20 protein-coding genes, 2 tRNA genes and 1 pseudogene are annotated in these 20,237 nt (G+C 68.2%); 15 read left to right on the plus strand and 8 right to left on the minus strand.

The genetic code is table 11. The features are described 5' to 3' along the window. Positions 1-5: 5 nt before the first annotated feature. Together ATI37_RS04880 and ATI37_RS04885 are read right to left on the minus strand one after the other, a co-directional pair. On the minus strand, positions 6-1,112 hold the full coding sequence (locus ATI37_RS04880) for an LptF/LptG family permease (protein ID WP_117237374.1): 1,107 nt from the start codon (positions 1,110-1,112) through the stop codon (positions 6-8). Further along, positions 1,109-1,729 (minus strand): hypothetical protein, encoded by a 621-nt coding sequence (locus ATI37_RS04885; RefSeq protein WP_117237375.1) that lies wholly within the window; start codon positions 1,727-1,729, stop codon positions 1,109-1,111. The genes ATI37_RS04880 and ATI37_RS04885 overlap by 4 nt, the downstream gene beginning before the upstream one ends. 535 nt (positions 1,730-2,264) lie before the next feature. Here ATI37_RS04885 and ATI37_RS12010 point away from each other — a divergent pair. Beyond that, positions 2,265-2,717: pseudogene (locus ATI37_RS12010) on the plus strand (O-antigen ligase family protein); the annotation flags it as partial. 990 nt (positions 2,718-3,707) lie between these two features. Here ATI37_RS12010 and ATI37_RS04900 read toward each other — a convergent pair. After that, positions 3,708-4,526, minus strand: a complete 819-nt coding sequence (locus tag ATI37_RS04900; protein ID WP_117237377.1) for an apolipoprotein A-IV repeat region-like domain-containing protein — start codon at positions 4,524-4,526, stop codon at positions 3,708-3,710. Positions 4,527-4,535: 9 nt separating this feature from the next. Beyond that, complete coding sequence (locus tag ATI37_RS12440) at positions 4,536-6,143, minus strand: hypothetical protein (protein ID WP_117238517.1); 1,608 nt, start codon at positions 6,141-6,143, stop codon at positions 4,536-4,538. A 22-nt stretch (positions 6,144-6,165) separates the two neighbouring features. Here ATI37_RS12440 and ATI37_RS04910 point away from each other — a divergent pair, with 22 nt between their 5' ends. Genes ATI37_RS04910 through ATI37_RS04925 form a run of 4 tightly spaced genes read left to right on the plus strand, consistent with a single transcriptional unit; the run spans position 6,166 to position 9,303 of the window. Further along, positions 6,166-6,645, plus strand: a complete 480-nt coding sequence (locus ATI37_RS04910) for a hypothetical protein (RefSeq protein WP_117237378.1) — start codon at positions 6,166-6,168, stop codon at positions 6,643-6,645. Positions 6,646-6,655: 10 nt separating this feature from the next. Next, a complete protein-coding gene (locus ATI37_RS04915; RefSeq protein ID WP_117237379.1) occupies positions 6,656-7,372 on the plus strand; it encodes a (Fe-S)-binding protein in 717 nt (238 codons plus the stop codon). Continuing rightward, the gene (locus ATI37_RS04920; protein ID WP_117237380.1) at positions 7,356-8,750 is read left to right on the plus strand and encodes a LutB/LldF family L-lactate oxidation iron-sulfur protein; all 1,395 of its coding nucleotides are present in this window, start codon (positions 7,356-7,358) and stop codon (positions 8,748-8,750) included. Before ATI37_RS04915 ends, ATI37_RS04920 begins: the two co-directional genes overlap by 17 nt. Next, on the plus strand, positions 8,740-9,303 hold the full coding sequence (locus ATI37_RS04925; protein WP_117237381.1) for a LutC/YkgG family protein: 564 nt from the start codon (positions 8,740-8,742) through the stop codon (positions 9,301-9,303). The genes ATI37_RS04920 and ATI37_RS04925 overlap by 11 nt, the downstream gene beginning before the upstream one ends. Here the strand turns inward: ATI37_RS04925 and lepB are convergent. Next, a complete protein-coding gene (lepB, locus tag ATI37_RS04930; RefSeq protein WP_117237382.1) occupies positions 9,296-10,102 on the minus strand; it encodes a signal peptidase I in 807 nt (268 codons plus the stop codon). The two genes, ATI37_RS04925 and lepB, sit on opposite strands and share 8 nt — an antisense overlap. After that, complete coding sequence (locus ATI37_RS04935; protein ID WP_117237383.1) at positions 10,099-10,854, minus strand: patatin-like phospholipase family protein; 756 nt, start codon at positions 10,852-10,854, stop codon at positions 10,099-10,101. Before ATI37_RS04935 ends, lepB begins: the two co-directional genes overlap by 4 nt. A 47-nt stretch (positions 10,855-10,901) precedes the next feature. Here ATI37_RS04935 and ATI37_RS04940 point away from each other — a divergent pair, with 47 nt between their 5' ends. After that, positions 10,902-11,675, plus strand: a complete 774-nt coding sequence (locus ATI37_RS04940; RefSeq protein WP_117237384.1) for a serine/threonine-protein kinase — start codon at positions 10,902-10,904, stop codon at positions 11,673-11,675. Here ATI37_RS04940 and ATI37_RS04945 read toward each other — a convergent pair. Next, a complete protein-coding gene (locus tag ATI37_RS04945) occupies positions 11,672-12,769 on the minus strand; it encodes an N-acetylmuramoyl-L-alanine amidase (RefSeq protein ID WP_117237385.1) in 1,098 nt (365 codons plus the stop codon). The genes ATI37_RS04940 and ATI37_RS04945 overlap by 4 nt on opposite strands. Positions 12,770-12,817: 48 nt before the next feature. Between ATI37_RS04945 and ATI37_RS04950 the strand changes: the two genes are divergently transcribed. Together ATI37_RS04950 and ATI37_RS04955 are read left to right on the plus strand one after the other, a co-directional pair. Then, positions 12,818-13,234 (plus strand): OsmC family protein, encoded by a 417-nt coding sequence (locus tag ATI37_RS04950; RefSeq protein ID WP_117237386.1) that lies wholly within the window; start codon positions 12,818-12,820, stop codon positions 13,232-13,234. Then, complete coding sequence (locus tag ATI37_RS04955; protein ID WP_117237387.1) at positions 13,234-13,992, plus strand: type III pantothenate kinase; 759 nt, start codon at positions 13,234-13,236, stop codon at positions 13,990-13,992. The genes ATI37_RS04950 and ATI37_RS04955 overlap by 1 nt, the downstream gene beginning before the upstream one ends. Here the strand turns inward: ATI37_RS04955 and ATI37_RS04960 are convergent. Next, the gene (locus tag ATI37_RS04960; protein ID WP_198665507.1) at positions 13,955-14,320 is read right to left on the minus strand and encodes a hypothetical protein; all 366 of its coding nucleotides are present in this window, start codon (positions 14,318-14,320) and stop codon (positions 13,955-13,957) included. The genes ATI37_RS04955 and ATI37_RS04960 overlap by 38 nt on opposite strands. Positions 14,321-14,386: 66 nt before the next feature. Here ATI37_RS04960 and ATI37_RS04965 point away from each other — a divergent pair. The 7 genes from ATI37_RS04965 (at position 14,387) to ATI37_RS04995 (ending at position 20,143) form a co-directional block, all read left to right on the plus strand. After that, a tRNA-Asp gene (locus ATI37_RS04965) sits at positions 14,387-14,463 on the plus strand. 1 nt (position 14,464) lies between these two features. Then, positions 14,465-14,540: transfer RNA gene (locus tag ATI37_RS04970), tRNA-Phe, on the plus strand. A 640-nt stretch (positions 14,541-15,180) separates the two neighbouring features. Continuing rightward, entirely contained in the window at positions 15,181-16,596 is a 1,416-nt protein-coding gene (locus ATI37_RS04975) for an HD-GYP domain-containing protein (protein ID WP_117237389.1), read from the plus strand. Between the two features lie 50 nt (positions 16,597-16,646). Then, positions 16,647-17,141, plus strand: a complete 495-nt coding sequence (locus ATI37_RS04980) for a DUF5317 domain-containing protein (protein WP_117238518.1) — start codon at positions 16,647-16,649, stop codon at positions 17,139-17,141. A gap of 57 nt (positions 17,142-17,198) precedes the next feature. Continuing rightward, positions 17,199-18,203 carry a homoisocitrate dehydrogenase gene (locus ATI37_RS04985; protein WP_117237390.1) on the plus strand — a complete coding sequence of 335 codons (1,005 nt, stop codon included), beginning with the start codon at positions 17,199-17,201 and terminating at the stop codon, positions 18,201-18,203. A gap of 193 nt (positions 18,204-18,396) precedes the next feature. Continuing rightward, positions 18,397-19,530, plus strand: a complete 1,134-nt coding sequence (pilM, locus tag ATI37_RS04990) for a type IV pilus assembly protein PilM (RefSeq protein ID WP_117237391.1) — start codon at positions 18,397-18,399, stop codon at positions 19,528-19,530. Beyond that, complete coding sequence (locus ATI37_RS04995; RefSeq protein ID WP_117237392.1) at positions 19,523-20,143, plus strand: flagellar protein FliT; 621 nt, start codon at positions 19,523-19,525, stop codon at positions 20,141-20,143. The genes pilM and ATI37_RS04995 overlap by 8 nt, the downstream gene beginning before the upstream one ends. Positions 20,144-20,237: the final 94 nt, after the last annotated feature.

A 20,237-nucleotide genomic window follows, 5' to 3' on the forward strand; every position in this document is an offset into this window, starting at 1 on the left:
TCTTCCTACCGTAAGACCCGGATCCCTAGAACTAAAAAGGCCAGGTTCGCCCCCCAGGCCCCAAGCTCCGGGGGGATGAGCCCCACCCCGGCCAGGGAGCGCCCCAGGAAAAAGGCCCCGTAGTACCCCAGGGCCAGGACCACGCTGAGCCCCAGGGCAAGCCCCGTGCTCTGCCCATAGCGCAAGGCCATGGCCGCCGAAAGGAGGACCAGGACCAGGTTGGCCAGGGGCAGGGCCAGCTTGGAGTGGAACTCCAGCCTGGCCCGATCCCGCTCCAGGGGGGGCAAAAAGGGATCCCGGGCCTTGCGCCAGGCCTCGGAGAGGCTGTTTTGGCCGAAGCTGAAGGTGTCGGCGTAGTCGGCGATGGCCCGGGCCCGGGAAAGGTCCGACTCCACCTCCAGCACCTCCCCCCGGCTCACCGCCCGGAAGACCCGCCGCACCTGGGCCAGGAGGTCCCCCGCCCTTTCCAGCCCCTCCACCTGGCCGAAGTCCACCCGGTAGAAGCGGTAGCCCCTTAGGGTGATGCGCTTGTCCTCCCAGGCGCCCCGCTCGGCGAAGAGGAAGGTGCCCACCTCCCCCTGGAAGGAGAGGATGCGCACCCCCACCATCTCCTTCCTCCCCATGTCAAAGTCCTCAAAGTAGAGGCTCCTCCCCTGGCCGATGGGGATCTGCACGCCCTTAAGGCGGAAAAGGCCCGCCCCCTGGGTGTGGATCTCGTCCCACCAGGCCACCCGCACCCGGTTGTTGGCCTCGGGAACCACGTACTCCTGGAGGTAGAGGGCTACCCCTGAAAGGAGAGCCCCAAACCAGAGCAAGGGAAGGGCGGCCCGCCAGAGGGGGATGCCCCCGGAAAGGAGGGCGAACTGGGCCCCCTCCGCCGCCATGCGGCCAAAGACCAGGACCGTGGTGGTCACCAAGGCGATGGGAAAGGCCTGCACCAGCACCCCGGGCACGTGGTAGGAGAGCCAGCGAAGGATCTTGGGGATGGGCACCCCCTCCAGCCACCTGGCCCCGGCGTAGAAGAAGCCGAAGAGAAAAAGGGCGGTGAGGAAGAGGAGGGTGAGGAGGAGGAGGGGCAGGCTCTCCTTCAGGAGGTGGCGGTAAAGGGTCATGGGAGCTTGTTGGCGTAGGTGGCGAGGCGGGAAGCCTCAGGGGGGAGCTTGGTGCTGGCCTGGACCTTGTCCCCGGCGAAGCGGAGGTGGAGCCTGGCGGCAGGCCCCTGGCCCCTCAGGGTGGCCCTCCCCTCCCGGTAGAGGAAGCTTCCGAGAACCAAGGCCTCCCGGGCCTTCAGGTCCACCACCAGGACCTCGGCCTGAAGGTCTGGGGAGGCCGCCCGCACCTGGCCCTTGAGGACCACGATGTCCTCGTTGAAGAGGGCCAGGGCCCTCCCCGCCCGCAGGTCCTTGAAATCGGCGTTGGCGAAGGCCAAGGCGGTGAAGCGGGCCTCTCCCTTGGGGATGTCGTGCTCCAGGGTCTGGGCGCGGAAGGTCTCCTTGGCCGAGAGGAGCTCTAAGGCCCTCGCCCGGATGAAGGCCCCCTCCTTGTACTCTATGTAGTCCGCCTTGAGGCGGAGGCCGTTCTCGTTGTCCACCAGGACCCCGCCCTGGGGCAGGGTGGTGACCCCGGTGTCTAGGTTGAGCCTTTGGGGGCCAGAGGGCTCCACGCTGAAGGCGGCGAAGCGGGCCGCCAGGGCCAGGGAGAAGAAAAGGGCCAGGGGCCAAAGCCTCATGGGAACCACTATACCCCCTCTTCCTGAGAGGGGTCTTATACCCTTTTTTTGTTTCCTTTGCTCAGCCAGCTCAGAAAAGCCTCCCGGGCACCTTCTGCCGGGGCCCCCATGCTGGCCCCAGCCAGCATGGGGTGGTATTACGGGTATATTTAGGCCCGTGCGGCTCCTGGCCTGGGGGCTGGCCCTAAGCCCCCTCCTCCCTCCCCTAAGCCTCCTGAGCCCCCTCTTCCTCCCCCACCTGCGGAGGCTTCCCAAGGCCGCCTGGGCCCTCCTGGGAATCTACGGCCTATCCCTCCTCCTCCCCGCCCTGCCCCTGGGAGGGGAGGCCCTTCTCCTGGCCGCTCTTCGCCTTCTCTACGTGCTGGGCCTGGTGGGGGCGGGGGTGGCCTTAGCCCCCGTGGGCCTCAGGCCCCTGGGCTACGGCCTCTTCCTCCTCTACCTGAGCGCCCTCCTGGCCTCCTACTTGGCCTTGGGGGACAAGGTGGCCACGGAAAGGCTCCTCCACCCCTTCCACTCCCCCGTGGGCCTGGGGTTCATGGGAACCTTGGGCCTCCTCCTCGCCCTCCACCTCCGCTACCCCTGGCCCTTTAGGGTCCTCCTGGGGCTTCTGGGCGGCGCGGTCCTCCTCCTCTCCGCCAGCCGGGGGGGGCTCCTGGCCCTGGCCCTGGGCGGGGCGGGCAGCGTCCTCTTCCAAAGGCGGGGGTGGCTGGCCCTGGGGACGGCGGGGGCGGTCCTCCTCCTGGCGTGGACCCTCGAGGTGCCCATCGCCGAGCGCTTCTTCCAGACCCACCTCTCGGGGCGGGAGGGGCTTTGGCTTAGGGCCTACGAGGTCTTCCAGGCCCACCCCCTCACCGGGGTGGGGCCCTACCTCCTGGGGGACAGGCTCAAGGGGGTCCTCTTCGGGGAGTGCTTCCTCTTCCCCTTCCTGGAGATGCGGGGGGTGGGGTGCCCCGAGGCCCTAAAGCCCTTGGGCGGCCTCTGGGTCTTCGCCCACAACCACCTCCTCCAGGCCCTGGGGGAAAGCGGCCTCTTCGGGGCCTTGGGCCTCCTCCTCCTGGTGGGGGGGTTTCTGGCCGGGGCCTGGGGGAACGGCCCCCTCTTCGCCCTCCTCCTGGCCTTTTTGGCCATGGGCATGGTGGACAACCCCTTCAGCGTGCCGAGCCCCTTCCGGGGAGAGGTCTTCTTCCTGGCGGGGGGGATGGCCCTCCTGCGGGGCTTCCGCCCGCCCCTGGCCCTGGGCCTGGCCGGGGCCTCCGCCCTTCTCCTAAGCCTCCCCTTCCTCTACCTGGCCACCCGGCCCGCCCCCCACCCCCCAGCCTCCTCTACGCCGCCATCCCCCCCGGGGAGGGGGTGGGGATCGTGCGGCTCCAAGGCCAGGGGTACCGGGCCCAGGTCTGGCTGTGCCAGGAAGCGTGCCGGAGGCTCGGGTGGGAGTGGGAGGCGGACAAGCCCATCGTCTTCGCCTTCCCCAAAGACCTCCCCCCGGGGCGGTACGGGCTCAGGCTCGTCCTCTTCAGCGGGCACCGCCTGGCCCAACGCCCCCGGTACCTCCTCCCCTTGGAGGTGGGGCCATGAGGGGGTGGGCCCTGGGACTCCTCGCCCTCCTCCTGGGCTTTGGGGGAAGCCTTCTCCTCCTGGAAAGGGCCTTCTCCACCCAAAAGACCCTTCCCCTCGCCTGCACCCCTGGCCCCCTGCCCCAGGAGGGGGCGCTTTACAGCAACGGGGCCCTGGAGATCCCCCTATGCCGGAGGGCCCGGGTGGGGATGGTCCTCGAGGGCACCCTGGCCCAGGGGCGGGGGCCTTGGGCCATGGTGGTGGAAGGAGGGCGGGTCCTCTGGCAGGGGGAGGTGCGGGGGCGGGTGGAGGTGGAGGTGGAGACCACGGGGGAAGGCACCCTGGCCCTGGTCTTCACCAACGACCTCTACCAGCCCCCCGAGGACCGGAACCTCTTCCTGCGGGGCCTGAGGGTAGCGCCCCCCTAGCGGAGGAGGGCCAGAAGGGCCAGGACCACCCCGATGGCGGTGAAAAGGAGCATGGCCTTGTTGAAGGCGGTGTTGATCTCGGCCTTGACCTCCTGCCTATGGGCGGCGAGGCCCCCCTCGAGGGCCATCAGCCTTCCCTCCAAGCGGGCGTCTAGGATGCGGATCTTCTCCTCCAACCGGCCCTCCGTGGCCCGGACCCCCTCCAAGAGCTCCAACTTAACCTCCCGGATCTGCCCCTCCAGCCGCTCCTCCACGCCCTGAATCCGGGCCTCGAGACGCTCCTCTACATCCTGGATGCGGGCCCCCAGCCGCTCCTCCACGCCCTGAATCCGGGCCTCGAGACGCTCCTCTACATCCTGGATGCGGGCCCCCAGCCGCTCCTCTACATCCTGGATCCGGACCTCTAGCCTGCCCTCCACCCCCTGGATCTGACCCTCCAGCCGGCCCTCCACCCCGCGGACCTGATCCAAAAGCTCCGCCTTCACCCCTTGGATCTGACCCTCCAGCCGGCCCTCCACACCCCCTATGTGGGCTCCTAGCCGATCCTCCACACCCTGCATCCGGGTCTCTAGCCTGGCCTGGAGGTCCTGCAAGCCAGCCTCAACCTTCCCCTCCACGCCTTGGAGGCGGAGCTCCACCCCTTGTACCCGGGCCGTGAGGCGGGCCTCGGTTTCCCGAAGGTCCCCCTTGAACTCCTCCCGAAGCTCGTCTATGCGTCGGGAGAGGTCGTTGATAAGGGGCGGGAGGACCTGGACCGTGGCCTCCACGATCCCCTCCAGCTTCTCCAGGCGCTCCAGGAGGCGGTCTTCCGGCATGGCCCCATTCTACCGTAGACGCAGGGCAAAGGTCAGGGAGAACTCCGTGGCCTCGGCGTACTGGCCCTTGAGGACGTTCTGGGCCTTGAGCTCGTAGGCGAAGCAGCCGTCGTAGAGGCGGAGGGTGAGGCCATAGCGGCTTACCCCCTCCTGGCTAAGACCCACCTCGGGAGCAAGCCAGAGGGCCTGGCAGCAGGACCGGTCCGGCTCGGGCATGGCGTAGCCCAAAAGCCACTCCGGGTAGCTCCCCTCCCGCCAGCCCACCCGGAAGCGGCCCAGGGCCCGGTCCTGGTAGCTCACCTCCACCCCTACCAGCCGGTTTCCCAGGGGGTTTTCCAGATAGGAGCGTCCCTCCAGGGCCCCGTAGCCCAGGGCCAGGTCCAGGCGCTGCCCCTCGGGCCTGGCCTCAAAGGCGAAGCGGTTCCTGGGGCCAAAGGGCTCCCACCGGCCCCGGTAGGCGAGCTCGGCCCACAGCTCCCCCTCCCGATAGCCCCCTCGCAAGGCCCCTCCCAGGGAGAGGTAGGGGTCCGCCCCGGGGTAGAGGGCCAGGAGGAAGCCGGGGTCCAGCCCCAAGGACCAGGGCCCCTCCCGGAGGGCCCAGGGGTAGCGGGCCTCGAGGCCCAGGGTCCACCCCTCCGCCCTCCCCGTCTCCGTATAGCGCAGGAAGGGCCTGAGCTCGGCCCCCTCCACGGAGAGGCGGGGGGTGTAGCGGGCCTCCAGGCGGGGGGTGTCCGCATCGGGAGGCGAGGGGGTGGCGGCGAAGAGGAGGTCGTCAAAGAAGGCCCGGACCCCGGCCCCGTGGCCCAGGCGCACCTCCATTCCCCGCCCCCCTTCCCTCAGGCCCAAGAGGAGGGCCTCCTTGGGGGTGGTGAGGCCCGTGGCCAGGAGGGTGAGGCGCCTTTCCCACCGGCCCACCTCCTCCCCCGGCCGGGGCAGGGGGAAGCCCTGGAGGCCCAGGGTGTACCCCCCGGTCTCGGAGGCGGAGAGGACCAGGGGGCTTTCCAGCCTGGGGGGGCGGTTCAGGTCCACCTGGGCCTCCCCCAGGGGCACCTCGAGGCCCCAAAGCCCCAGGCTGGCCTCCCCCTTGAGCTCCCCGGTGTCCACCAGGAAGGTGGCCTCCTCTAGGGAAAGGCGCAGGTCCTCCCCGCAGGGGCAAGGGGTGGCCAGGAAGCCCCGGAGGCGGGCCTCTCCCCGGGTAAAGGCCGCCCTCTCCGCCCGCACCCGGTACGCGGGGGCGGTGAGGAGGACCCCCCTCCCCTCAGGGGGAGAGGCCAGGGAGAGCTCGGCCACCTCCGCCAGAAGCCTCCCCCGGGAAAGGCGCACCCCCCTTAGGGCCCTCCCCTCGAGGCGTTCGGCTTCAAGCCGCCAACCCTCCGCCTCTCCCCTAAGCCCCTCCGCCCGGAAGGCGCCCTCCGCCTCCAGGTAGGCGATGCGGGGGGCCTCGAGGCGGAAGCCCTTCCCCTCCAGGCAGGCCCGGCCCTCAAAGACCAGGGCCTCCCCGTCGTAGCTCATCTCCTCCCCTCCCAGGAGGCCCTCCTGGGTTTCCAGGGTGTAGGGCCTGTCCCCGCAAGCCCAGGCCAGGGAGAGGAAGAGGAGAAAGGCAAACGCGCGCCGCACGGGGCCAGTATAAGCTAGGGCCATGCGGACCTTGGCCTTCTTCCTGGTGGTCCTATCCCTGGCCCTGGCCCAGGACTGGCGGCTCACCAAGAGCCTCAGCGAAGGCCTAGGGGAAAGGGGCGCCTGGCGCTACACCCTAAGCCCCCAGGGCAAGGAGGCCCGGGAGCTTTGGCAGGCCCTCCTCCCCCAGTACCGGAACCACCTGCAAGCGGGCTACCGGGTGGACCTGGGGGCCTACAGCCTCTACTTCCGGGGCGGGGCCCTCTGGCTTTCCCGGGCCTGCCCCACGCCCCACCCCGCCTGCCTCACCCCGGGGGCCCTGCCCATACCCAAAGAGCGGCAGGACCGCTTCCTCCTGGAACTGGCGGGGCTTTTGGAGAAGGCCCTGGCCGAGGCCAGGGGCACGGGGGGCCGCCTCACCCTCACGGGGCTTTTCCGGGCCGACCTCTCCCAGGGCCAGGCCCCGCCCTTCAGGGCCCACCCCTCGGGCTGGAAGCCGTAGACTTAGGGTAATGCGGGTAGCCCTCTTCATCACCTGCCTGGCGGACCAGTTCTACGCGGAGGCTGGGGTGGCGGCCGTCCGCCTCCTCAGGGCCCTGGGGGTGGAGGTGGACTTCCCCCGGGGGCAGACCTGCTGCGGCCAGCCCGCCTTCAACGCCGGGCACTGGGGGGAGGCCCGCCCCCTGGCGGGGCGCACCCTCCAGATCTTCCAGGAGGCGGAGCACGTGGTCCTCCCCTCGGGAAGCTGCGCCAGCATGGTGAAAAACCACTATCCCGAACTCTTTCCAGGCAGCAAGGAGGTCCTCTCCCTGGCGGAGAGGACCTACGAGCTTTCCCAGTTTCTGGTGCGGGTCCTGGGGGTGGAGAGGCTGGGGGAGGGCCTGAAGGGGAAAAGGGTGGCCTACCACCACGGCTGCCACGCCCTCCGGGAGCTTGGGGTAAGGGAGGAGCCCCTCCTCCTCCTGAGGAACGCCGGGGCCGAGCTCCTCCCCTGGGAGGCGGCGGAGGAGTGCTGCGGCTTCGGGGGCCTCTTCAGCGTGAAGCTCCCCGAGGTCTCCCTGGCCATGGCCGACCGGAAGCTCGCCACCCTCCCCGAGGCCGAGGTCCTCACCTCCACGGACGCGGGCTGCCTCCTCCACCTCTCGGGAAGGATGGCAAGGAAAGGGGTAAACCTGAGGGTGGCCCCCCTGGCCACCCTCCTCTGGGAGGCGTATGCAGGCCAAGGCTAGGCTCTATCCCAAAGAAGCGGCGAGGCTCCTAAAGGAAAAGCCCGGGGTGCGGGAGGCGGTCACCGGGGCCACCCTGCACTTTGAGAGGAACCGCCTCAGGGCCTACGGGGAGGTGCCAATCGGGGAGTGGCGGGAGCGGGCCAAGGCGGTGAAGGACCACGTCCTCTCCCACCTGGACCGGTACCTGGAGGAGGCGGAAAGGCGCCTATGGGAAAACGGGGTCCAGGTCCACTGGGCCGAGGGGCCGGAGGAGGCCCACCGGGTCCTCCTGGAGATCGTGAGAAGGCGGGGGGTGAGGCGGGCCGTCAAGGCCAAGAGCATGCTCACGGAGGAGCTTGGGGTGAACCCCCTCCTGGAGTCCTTGGGGGTGGAGGTCTTGGAGACCGACCTGGGGGAGTACCTCATCCAGCTTCTGGGGGAACCCCCGAGCCACATCGTGGGCCCCGCCATCCACCTCTCCCTGGAGGAGATCAGGAGGCTCTTCCACGGGCGCTTCGGCACCCCCCTCGAGGCCAGCCCCGAGGAGCTGGCGGGGGTGGCGAGGAGGGTCTTGAGGGAGGCCTTCCTCACCGCCGACCTCGGCATCAGCGGGGCCAACTTCCTGGTGGCGGAGACGGGGACCATCGCCCTCATGGAAAACGAGGGGAACATAAGGCTTTCCACCAGCCTCCCCAAGGTCCACGTGGCCTTCGTGGGGATAGAGAAGCTCCTCCCCCGCCTCCAAGACCTCGCCCTCTTCCTCCCCCTCACCGCCCGGGCGGCCACGGGGCAGCGGCTTTCCACCTACGTCTCCCTGATCCAGGGGCCGGCCAAGGCGGGGGAGGAGGGGCCCGAGGAGGTCCACGTGGTCCTGGTGGACGGGGGGCGCACCGCCCTCCTCGCCGACCCCGAGGCCTGGGAGACCCTGAGGTGCCTCCGCTGCGGGGCCTGCCTCAACGCCTGCCCCGTCTACCGCCAAACGGGGGGGCACCCCTACGGCTACGTCTACTCGGGGCCCATCGGGGCGGTCTTGGACCCGGGCCTCCTCTCCCTGGAGGAGGCCTACCCCCTCCCCTACGCCTCCACCCTGTGCGGGGCCTGCTATGAAGCCTGCCCGGTGAAGATCCCCATCCCCAGGCTCCTCCTCACCTGGCGGCACCGGGCGGTGGCCGAGGGCCTGAGCCCGGCCTGGGAAGGGGCGGCCATGAGGGCCTTCCGCAAGGTCATGGAAAGCCCGAGGCTCTACCGCCTCTTCTCTAGGGCCCTCAGGGGGCTTCCCCTCCCCCAGGACCTCCTCCCCCTCCTCCGGGCCTGGACCGAGGGGCGGGGCCCCGTCAAGCCCAGCCCCAGGCCCTTCCACGAGCTTTGGCGGGAACTGGAGGGGGAAGGTGGACGCTAGGGGCCGCATCCTCTCCCGGGTGAGGCGGGCCCTAGGGGAGCGCCCCAAGGCGGAGCTCCCAGGCCCTCTCCACCCGAGCCCCATCCCCGATCCCGTGGGGCTTTTCCTGAGGCGCCTTGGGGAAAACGGGGGGGAGGGGCACCTGGTCCGGCGGGAGGAGGCCCGGGCCTTCCTGGAGGCCCTGGCCCAGGGCCTCCCCGGGGTGGCCTTGGGGAAGACCCTCCCCCAGGACCTTAGGCCCCCCCTCCCCGAGCTCCCCCCGGAGGAGGCCCCCCTGGGGGTGTCCCAGGCCCTCTTCGCCGTGGCGGAGACGGGCACGGTGGCCCTCTCCTCCGAGGAGGGGAGAAGGGTCCACCTTCTCCCCCCCACCCACCTGGTCTTCGTGGAAGCGGAGAGGGTATACGGGACCCTCCTCGAGGCCCTGGCCGCCCTGGAGGACCTCCCCCCCGCCCTAGGCCTCCACTCCGGCCCCTCCAAGAGCGCGGACATCGGCCAGGTGATGGTGAAGGGGGTCCACGGGCCGGGGAGGCTTTTGGTGGCGGTCCTCACCTGACCTGGTACACCTCGGGAGGGGAAACCCGCCTCAGGTTGAGGCGAAGGCCGTTCCCATCGCGGACGAAGATGGGCCACCAGACGTAGCTGGCCCGGCCGGCGATGGCCTCTTTGGGCACGGGGCCGAAGGTGCGGGAATCCTCCGAGCCCCCCAGGGTGCGGTTATCCCCCATGACGAAGTAGTACCCCTCCTTGAGGCGGATCCGCCCCACCTCGCAGGCCTCCTCCAGGCGGCTCCTCTGCAAGACCCCTTCCGAAGGGGGAAGGAGCATCTCCTTGAGGGGCCTGAGGTAGGCGGGGAGGAACTCTATGGGGAAGTCCCCCTGCTGGGTGAGGATCCGGGTCATGCGCCCGTCCCGGTAGCAGACCCCGGGGAAGGAGTCGGGCCAGGGGTTGAGGCGGTCAGTGATGTGGGTCTCCGGCAGGGGCACCCCGTTCACGAAGACCACCCCCCTTTCCACGTAGACCTCGTCCCCGGGGACGGCCACGATGCGCTTGATGAAGAAGGCACGGAAAGAGAAGCCCAGGACGGGAAAGCGGGCGGTGGCGTGGGGGGTGCCCTCCGGGGGCTTCAGGATGGCGATCTCCCCCCGCCGCCACTCCCTGAGGCCAAAGCGGACGGGCCAGGTCTCCCACTTGGGCACCAGGACCCGCTCCCCGTTCCCTAGGGTGGGGAACATGCTCTGCCCCACCACCCCCACGGTGGTGAAGATGAAGGTGGTGACCAAAAAGGCCACCAGAAGGGCCTCTCCCACCTGCCGGAACCACTCCTTGAAGAGATAGGTCCAAAACGCCTTCATAACGCTCCCGCCTTATCCGCAAGGGCCAGCCTCGCCGCCCCCCTTCCCGCCTCCACGATCTCCTCGAGGCGGCGGAAGTCCTCCAGGCCCACCCCCTGGAGGGGGGGGCGCACGTACACCTCGGGGGCGTACAGGGTGAGGCGCACGGAGGTGAGGTGGAACTGCATGAGGTCCACCGCCCGCCGGGCCAGGGCCAGAAGGCCCCTCGGGACCTCCCCCACCGTCCGCTCCGGCGTCACGTCCACAGCATAGACCTCCGTGGCCCCCAGGAAGCGGGCCGCGTCCACGGGCAGGCTGTCCAGCACTCCCCCGTCAAAGAGAAACCGCCCCTCCCGCTCCACCGGGGCCAGGAGGCCGGGATAGGCGGCGGAGGCCAGGACGGCGGCGGGCAAATCCCCTTGGGTGAGGAAGACGAGGCGCCCTGAGACCACGTCCACCGCAGTTACCGCCAGGGGCCGCTTCAGGTCCTCAAAGCTTGGGGGCAGGTGCTCCGCCAGGAAGTCCTTTAGCTTCTTCCGGGAGAAGATTCCCTCCTGGGGGGAGAAGCCCAAAAGCCCTAGCCAAGGGGTCTTGCGGGCCACCTCCAGCATCTCCTTGGGGGACTTGCCCGCGGCGAAGAGGGCGCCCACGATGGCCCCCATGCTGGTGCCCGCCACCACCTGGAAGTCCAGCCCAGCCTCCAGGAAGACCTCGAGGGCCCCGATGTGGGCGAGCCCCCTGGCCCCACCTCCGGAAAGCGCCAAGCCCCGCACGGGAAAATCCTACCGGCTTCCAGGTGAAAGGGGTGAGGAAGGGTATAGTGGGGGCGGTGAGCCTGGCGGGGAAGACCCTCCTAGAGCGCTACCGGGTGGTGCGCCCCCTGGGCCAGGGAGCCCTGGCCACGGTCTACCTGGCCTTTGACCCCTTCGGCACCCCCTACGCCCTCAAGGTCTTCCCCCAAGGGGCCGAGGCCCGGCGGAACCGGGAGTTCTGGGTGGGGAAGCGCCTGGACCACCCCAACCTCAACCCCGTCCTGGAGAGGCTGGACCTGGAGGAGGGGCCCGCCCTCCTCCTGGCCTACGCCCCCGGGGAGGAGATGGGGCGGTGGATGGCCCGGAAGCCCGGGAGGCCCCGGGCCCTAGAGGTCTTCCGCCAGCTCCTCCTGGCCTTAAGCCACATGCACGAGAAGGGCCTGGTCCACCGGGACGTGAAGCCGGAGAACATCATCGTGGCGGGCACGGCCGAGGCCCGCCTGGTGGACTTTGACCTCTCGGGACCGGCGCTCGAGGCCTTCCGGAAGCCCCTAAGGGTGGGCACCCTCCCCTACCTGGCCCCGGAGCAGGTCCTGGGGAAAAGCCCCGGCCCCGAGGCGGACGTCTACGCCGCCGGGATCATCCTCTACTGGATCCTCTCCGGGGAGCACCCCTTCGTGGGGGCCCCGGAGGAGGTCCTCCTGGGCCACCTCCAAGGGGCCATCCCCCCCCTCCCCGGGCTGATGGGGGGAGAGAAGGACTACCTGGAACGCCTCCTAGCCAAGCGTCCGGAGGAACGCTACCAAAGCGCCTTAGAGGCCTTGCGGGCCTTTCCCTTCTAGCGGGAAAAGGCCCCGTTGGAGAGGAAGGTGAGGACCCCGGAAAGAAGCCCCTGGGCCACCCTGTCCCGGTAGGCGGACTCCTGGAGCCGCCTTCCCTCCACCGGGTGATCCCCGAAGCCGATCTCCACCAAGACGGCGGGCACCCTGGCGTAGCGGAGGACGAAGAAGTCGCCGGGGAAGCTTCCCCTATAGGGGCTTCCCGTGGCCTGGGAGAGGTGGTGCCCCAGGGTTTCCGCCAGGCGCTGGCTGAAGCGCTGGTTGGCCTGGGCCACCACGTCGGAGAGGATCCTCTCCGCTGCGCTCCTGGCCTCCTCGGTGAGGCGGCGGCCCACCTCCCCTCCGCCGTTTTCCCGGATCACCTGGGCCAAGACCCGGGGGTCCTGGGCCCGGCCAAAGTAGAAGACCTCCACCCCCCGGGCGGTGCGGGTGGGGGAGGCGTTCACATGGATGGAGACGAAGAGGTTCACCTGGGAGCTGTCGGCCATCTGGGAGCGCAGGAAGAGGTCCGTGCGCTTGTCCCGGGAGAGGTGGGTGTCCCGGTCCCGGGTGAGGCGGACCTCCACCCCTTCCCGCTCCAAAAGGGACTTCAAGCGGAGGGCCACGTCCAGGACCACCTCCTTCTCCACCACGTACCCCACCATCCCCGGGTCAACCCCCCCGTGGCCAGGGTCCAGGAGGACCACGGGCCTCCTGGGGTTGGGAGGGCGGGTCTGGGGAGGAGCCCCGCTAGGAGCCTGGGGCCTCGCCGGGGCCTCCCTCCTTAGGCTCAGGTCCAAGACTAGGCGCTCGGGGTCGCCAAAGCGGCGGGTGGTGACCTCCACCGCTCCCTTGAGGCGCACCAGGACCCGCACGCCCCTCCCCTCGGGCACCACCTGGACCGAGGCCACCTCGGGGGAGTTGACCACCAGGTCCCTGGCAGGGACAGAAAGCCCGGGAAAGGAGAGGGTGAGGAGGCCTTCCCCCTCCTCGAGGCGGTAGTCCACCTGGGGGGAGGGCAGGTCAAAGACCAGGCGGGTGAAGCCCTCGTGCACCCCCACCCTTGGGAAGGCCAAGGCCAAGCTCCATACCCAGGCGAGGCATAAGAGCCACCGCATCCACGCCCATTCTAGCGGCTTCCATGAAAGCCTGGTAAAATCGGGCTCATGACGAAGAAGGTGGTGGTCTACAACCTGGTGGGGCACCGCTTCCTGGGGGTAAGCGAGCAGGGGGACAAGGTGATGATTGACGGGGACCAGCCCGCCGCCGGGCCCCGCCCCATGGAGCTCCTCCTCATGGCCCTGGGGGCCTGCACCGCCTACGATGTGGTGGACATCATGGCCAAGAAGAAGCAGCCCCTGGCCCGCTACCGGGTAGAGGTGGAGGGGGTGCGGGCGGAAACCCACCCCCGGCGCTACACCCAGATCACCGTGACCCACATCGCCTCGGGGCCCGGGGTGACCCTCGAGGCCCTGGAGAGGGCCGTCCACCTCTCCCACACCAAGTACTGCTCCGTCTCCGCCAGCCTCAACGCCGAGATCACCACCCGGGTGGTCCTGGAGCCCTGGGAGGAAGAGGCCTGATGCTCCTGGCGGTGGACATCGGCAACACCTCCACCGCCTTGGGCCTCTTTGAGGGGGAGAGGCTCATCGCCCACTTCCGCATCCACACCGACCGGATGCGGATGGAAAGCGAGTATAGGGTCCTCCTCAAAAACCTCTTCACCCTGGAAGGCCTCCCCCCGCCCACGTCCGCCATCCTCTCCAGCGTGGTCCCCCCGGTGGAGCGGGAAATGGGGCGGGCCATTGAGGGGCTTTTCGGGGTCCAGGCCCGGGTCGTGGACGCCGAGGCCACGGGGCTTGTGGTGGCCATAGAAAACCCCAAGGAGGCGGGGGCAGACCGCCTGGTGAACGCCGTGGGGGCCCTGGCCTACCCTAGCCCCACGGGCCGCTACATCGTGGTGGACTTCGGCACCGCCACCACCTTTGACCTGGTGGAGGCCCCAAACCGCTACCTGGGCGGGGCCATCACCATCGGCCCTCAGACGGCGGCGGACGCCCTGGCCCAGCGCACGGCCAAGCTCCCCCGCATTGACCTGGTCCCTCCCAAGGGGGTGGTGGGGAAGAACACCCTCGAGGCCCTCCGCTCGGGCCTGGTCCTGGGCTACGCCGCCTTAGTGGAGGGGATGGTGCGCCGCTTCAAGGAGGAGGCGGGGGAGGCCCTGGTCATCGCCACCGGTGGGTTCGCCGAGACCCTAAGGCCCATCTGCCCCTCCTTTGACCTGGTGGACGAGGACCTGACCCTTAGGGGCCTCCTCCGCATTCATCTGGCGCGAGGGTGAACCAGTAGACGTACCGCCCCTCCTCCTCCAGGAGGGCGTAGCGCCACCCCTCCACCCGGAAGGGCCCCAGGTCCCGCCAGCGGCCTGGGGCCTCCCGCAGGAAGACCCTTAAAGGCCTTCCCTCCCGGTGGGCCAGGAGGAGGCGGAGATTTCCCCCAGTGGGCTCCTGGTGGCCCCGCTTCCCCTCCCCCATGTAGAGGATGCGCCCGTCTGGCAGGAAGAGGTTCTTGTAGCCGGACTCCCCCCGGTCCACCAGGAGGCTCCGCCCCCCAATCCCCCTCCGGGTGCGGTGGTAGGCGAAGACCTCGGCCCAGCTCAAGCTTGACACTTTCCCTTCCCCCGGCATATCATCCTAGATGCCCGGTCGGACGCCCCCGACCCGGCACCAACCCTGGGCCCCGTGGTGTAGTTGGTTAACACACCCGCCTGTCACGTGGGAGATCGCGGGTTCGAGTCCCGTCGGGGCCGCCAGGCCGAGGTAGCTCAGTCGGTAGAGCACGCGACTGAAAATCGCGGTGTCGGCGGTTCGATTCCGCCCCTCGGCACCAGGAAGACCCGCCCCCTTGGGGCGGGCCGGTTTTTTGCTACAATGGCCCCGAAGGGGGTGGGAAGCTGAGAGAACCCTTGTGATTCCAAGAGAGGTATTTGAGGCAGTGATTCTCGGGGCGGTTTCGCATGTATTTTCCGGTATTGCCCGTGCATTCTAGGGGTGTATTCAAGCAGGTGCATTCTTGGGCCCGCGTGGGAGGCTTTCCTTCCACGTGGCCTAGTGCTTTGTAGGCGGTTCCGCCCTCAGACCCTGGAGGTCTCGCCCCTGTTGCTCCAGCCCCGCTACCCAGCCGGCACCGGATGTGCTAAGCTGGGTAGTATAAATCTGACCCCATCCAAAATAATGTAATCTCATAAGGTTTTTTTGCCGTCTCCATACTTATTCTTTCCCTCTTGACACCATTGACCGGTCCCTCTAGAGTGAAAACCAAGCAAACGGGGCCGACCCCCCGGGAGCGGGAGAAAAGGAGGGATGAAGATGAAGAAGCTGATCGCTCGTGTGTTGGCTCTTCTCAGCAGCTTGATCGCGCTTGGGCTTGCGGCTGGGGCTTCTGTATTCTGGGAGTAAAGACGGGGCCAGTTTAGCTGGCCCTTTTTTCTATTGCGTGAGGGGGAAAGGTTTGCTACACTCGGGCTACCATGGCCCTCAAGCGCTTGGAGCTTCCTCCCTCCAGGGTACTTTTTTTAGTCCTCTCAGCCTTCCTGGCCTTCTTGGCCCTGGAGGGCTTCTTGCTCTGGGCGTATCGGGATGTCCCCCTCCGCTTGGGCTTTCTGGAGCTCCTCTTTTGGGGTGGGCTCATGCTTTGGAGCGTGCAGGTCCGGGTGCGCCTTCCCCTAAGCGCCAGCATGAGCCAATTCTTTATCTTCGCCCTGACCCTAGTCGTTTTAACACCCCCCTGGATAGCCCCTCTCTTGAGTTTTTTCTTTCAATGGAACCGAAAGGTCTGGTATAAAGACCTCTTCAATCGCCTCCAGAACGGCCTGGCCACCGCCTTGGCGGCCCTGGCTTGGCACTTCTTCCAGCAGAACCCCGTCTACATGGGCCCCTGGAACCTGTCCGCGGGGGTGGGCATCGCCGCCGCCGCCTTAGCTTTCTTTGTAGTGAATACCACCTTGGTAACCACCGCCATTCACCTAGCAAACAAAGTTTCCTGGCGCCAAGCATGGGGGAAAAACATCAAGTGGCTCGCTCTAAGCTACCTCCTCCTCTCCCCCATTGCCCTCCTCCTAGCCCGGGCCTATGAGACCCCCCTCCTGGGCAACTGGGGCGGGTGGACGGTGCTCTTCTTCCTCATCCCCCTCTACTACAGCCGCTTCTACTGGGACGAGAAGGTGCGCCTGGAGGAGGCCTACGAGGCCACCTTGGAAACCCTGATGCACGCCCTCGAGGCCAAGGACCCCCAGACCCGCCTCCACTCCGAGCGCGTGGCCGAGATCGCCCGGGACCTGGCCAAGAAGGTGAAGAACGGGGACGAGGCCTACGCCCAGGCCGTCTACCGGGCAGCCCGCCTCCACGACATCGGCAAGATCGCCATCCCTGAGTTCGTCCTGCTGAAGCCCGGCTCCCTCACCCCCGAGGAGCGCCAGGCCATAGAGAGGCACCCCGAGTTTGGGGCGGAGATGCTGAAGCCCGGGGCCAAGATCGCCTTCGAGCCCCTGGTCTACAACGTCGTCCTCCACCACCACGAGCGCTGGGACGGCCGGGGCTACCCCAGGAGGCTCGCCGGGCACGAGATCCCCGAGGAGGCCCGCATCGTGGTCCTGGCCGACGCCTACGAGGCCATGACCGCAGGCCGTCCCTACCGAAGGGCCAAGACCCCGGAGGAGGCCTTAAGGGAGATGCAGGAGCTTTCCGGCCTCCAGTTTGACCCCCGCCTGGTGGAGGCCTTCGCTGAGCTTTGGCAGGAAGACCCCATCTGGCGCGACCGGGAGGCCTACCTCAAGGCCAAGGCAAAGAAGGAGGGATCCGTATCACGCTTTATCTTGCCGCCGCTCTCTTCGCCCTGGGCCTCGCCCTCGCCCTCGGAGCCCGGCCCAAGGACCTCGGAGGAATAGAGCTAAGGGCGGCCTGGGCGTTTTTGCTGGCGGCCCTCCTGGAGGGCGGCCTGGCCTACGGCACCTACCGGGGCCTTTTCCAGCCCCAATGGGCGGGCCCCTTGGCCAAAGGGCTGGTCCTCCTCCTGGTGGGCTACGGCCTTTACCAAAACCGCCACCTCAAAAGCCTCCACCTGGTCCTCTTGGGGCTTCTCCTGAACGCCTTGGTCATCTTCGCCAACGGGGGGCACATGCCCGTAAGCCTGGCCGCCCTGGAGAGGGCAGGCCTGGGCGAGCTGGAGGACTTCCTGAGGGAACGGAGGGATGCGGTCCACACCCTCATGGACGAGACCACCCGCCTCCCCTTCCTGGGGGACGTGATCCCCCTGCCTCCCCTGCAGAAGGCCATCAGCCCGGGAGATATTCTCATCCTCCTCGGCATCATGGGGGTGGTGGTGGAGGGAGCCTTGAGGGCCGGGGGCTTTCGCCTCCCCCTCCGCCTGGCCGCCCTAAGGGTCTTGGGCTACCTCCTTTTGGTGCTCCTCCTCCTCGCCTGGCGGGGCTAGAGGGCCTTGCGGTGTAGTGTATATTCTTGGGGGGGCATACCCCTAACCGGAGGCAGCATGGCGTACCGCATCTGCTTGATTGAGGGGGACGGGATCGGCCACGAGGTGGTGCCCGCGGCCAGGAAGGTCTTGGAGGCCACCGGCCTTCCCCTGGAGTTTGTGGAGGCCGAGGCGGGCTGGGAGACCTTTGAGCGAAGAGGGGTCTCGGTCCCAGAAGAAACGGTGGAAAAAATCCTCTCCTGCCACGCTACCCTCTTCGGGGCCGCCACCAGCCCCACCCGCAAGGTGCCGGGCTTCTTTGGGGCCATCCGCTACCTGAGGCGCAGGCTGAACCTCTACGCCAACGTGCGCCCCGCCAAGAGCCGCCCCATACCCCAAAGCCGCCCCGGGGTGGACCTCGTCATCGTCCGGGAGAACACCGAGGGGCTTTACGTGGAGCAGGAGAGGCGCTACCTGGACGTGGCCATCGCCGACGCCGTCATCTCCAAAAGGGCCAGCGAGCGCATCGGGCGCGTAGCCTTGAAGATCGCGGAAAGCCGACCCCGGAAGACCCTCCACATCGCCCACAAGGCCAACGTCCTCCCCGTGACCCAGGGGCTTTTCCTGGATACGGTCAGGGAAGTAGCCAGGGACTTCTCCTTGGTCAATGTGCAGGACATCATCGTGGACAACTGCGCCATGCAGCTCGTGATGCGTCCCGAGCGCTTTGACGTCATCGTCACCACCAACCTCCTAGGGGACATCCTCTCCGACCTCACCGCCGGGTTGGTGGGGGGCTTAGGCCTCGCCCCCTCCGCCAACATCGGGGACAGCACCGCGGTCTTTGAGCCCGTGCACGGCTCGGCCCCGGACATCGCCGGCCAGGGCATCGCCAATCCCACGGCCGCCATCCTCTCCGCCACCATGATGCTGGAGTACTTGGGGGAAAAAGAAGCGGCCAAAAGGGTGGAGCGGGCGGTGGAGCTAGTCCTGGAAAGGGGCCCCCGCACCCCGGACCTGGGGGGCAACGCCACCACGGAGGCCTTCACCCAAAAGGTGGTGGAGGCGCTGAAAACCCTCTAGGCCTTTCGGGCATCCCCCTCTCCGGACGTCGGGGAGGGACTTGCTCGTGGTCCAGGTCCGTGGGTCAGCCCTGCGCTTGGCGGATGGGCCTTGACCCCCCTTCCCCATTTTGGGGGAAGGGGTATATACTGCGAGTAGGTTCGTTATGAATCGCAGCCTGCTTCACCCAAAGCAAGTGGAATAGGGAGGCGCCGTGCTCTCGGGCTTCAGAAAGCTATTCAAACCCCGGGTGGAGGCCTTGGGACTGGAGATCGGCGCCGGCAGCCTAAAGCTGGTGGAGCTCTCCGGTTACCCGCCCACGCTGAAGGCCCTGGCCACCCGGCCCATGCCCCCGGGAACCCTGGTGGAAGGGGTGGTGGCGGAACCCGCCAGCCTGGCCCAGGAGATCCGGGAACTCCTGGCTGAGGCCCGCACCCGGAAGCGGTACGTGGTCTCTGCCGTCCCCAACCCCAGCGTCATCCTGCGGACCCTCCAGGTCCCCAAAATGCCCCAAAAGGAGATGGAGGAGGCCGTGCGTTGGGAGGCGGAGCGCTACATTCCCTTCCCCATTGACGAGGTGGTCCTGGACTTCGCCCCCCTGGACCCCCTGGCCGAGGTGCCGGAAGGGGAGCAGGTGGAGGTCATGGTGGCGGCAGCCCGTCAGGAGGCGGTGGCCTCCCTCATCGAGGCCCTCAGGGGGGCAGGCCTCATCCCTGTGGTGCTGGACGTGAAACCCTTCGCCGGGCTTTACCCCTTGGAAGGGGAGCTCATCAGGGACCCGGAGGGGGTAGCGGTAGCGATAGAGATCGGGGCCGAGAGCACCAGCCTGGTCCTTTCCAAAGGGGACCGCCCCTTGGCGGTGCGGGTCCTGACCCTCTCGGGGAAGGATTTCACCGAGGCCATCGGCAAGAGCTTCGGCTTGGACCACCTTAGCGCCGAGGAGGTGAAGCGCACCTACGGCTTGGCCACCATCCCCACTGAGGACGAGGAGCTCCTCCTGGACTTTGACGTGGAGCGGGAGCGCTATAGCCCGGCGCGCATTTACGACGCCATCCGCCCCGTCCTGGTGGAGCTCACCCAGGAGATCCGCCGGAGCCTGGAGTTCTTCCGGGTGCAGCTTGGGGAGGTACAGCCGGAGGTGGGCTACCTCTTTGGCGGGGGGAGCCGCCTTAGGGGGCTGGCTACCCTTCTCACGGACACCCTGGGGGTGAACTTCGTCACCCCCAACCCCTGGGAGGGCATTCAGGTGGACCCCAGGCGCTTTGACCTGGAAAGGCTGAAGGAGCTGGGCCCCGAACTCGTAGTGCCCGTGGGCCTGGCCCTGAGGGGGGTGGGTCCCCTTGATTAGGCTAAACCTCCTCCCCAAAAACCTCCGCCGCCGGGTGGAGTCCGGCTGGTGGGGGCTTTCCGCCCTTCTCTTGGCCCTGGTGGTCCTGTTGACCCTGGGTATCCTCCACTACACCGCCTACACGGAACTCTCACTGGCCAAAGCGGAGCGGGACGCCCTGAGGGCGGAGGTGGAGGCCCTGAGGCCCTTCATTGAGGAGCAGAACCGGCTGCAGCGGGAGAGGAGGACCCTCGAGGCCCTCCTGGCCATCCGCGAGGGCCTGCGCAAGGACTTCGTCCCCTGGTCGGAGTACCTGGCCGCCTTCATCGCCCAGATTCCCCGGGAGGGCGGGCGCTTCCCCGTGGCCTTGCGCTCCGTGGGCACCCGGGCCCTCCCGGAGGAGGAGGCCCTCCGGCAGGCTCAAGGAGGAGCCTTCGACGGAAAGCGGGTACGGGTGGAGTTCAACGTCCAGGGGGAGGCCCTGAACCAGTCCGCCCTGGTGCGCTTCGTCCAGGCCTTCGAGACCTCGCCGCGGTTTGGCATAGAGTTCCAAGGGGCGTCCATGGACGAAAGGGGGCTTTACACCTTCAGCGCCCGCATTGGAACGGTGGGGGGTGAGGGCAGTGCTCGCTAGGCTCGGAGGGCGGGAGTGGGCCCTCATCGCCATGGCCCTGACCCTGGTGGCGGCCCTCCTCCCTGCGCGCCCTGCCCCGGGAGGAACGCCTGGC

Source organism: Thermus sediminis, assembly GCF_003426945.1.
GTDB lineage: Bacteria > Deinococcota > Deinococci > Deinococcales > Thermaceae > Thermus > Thermus sediminis.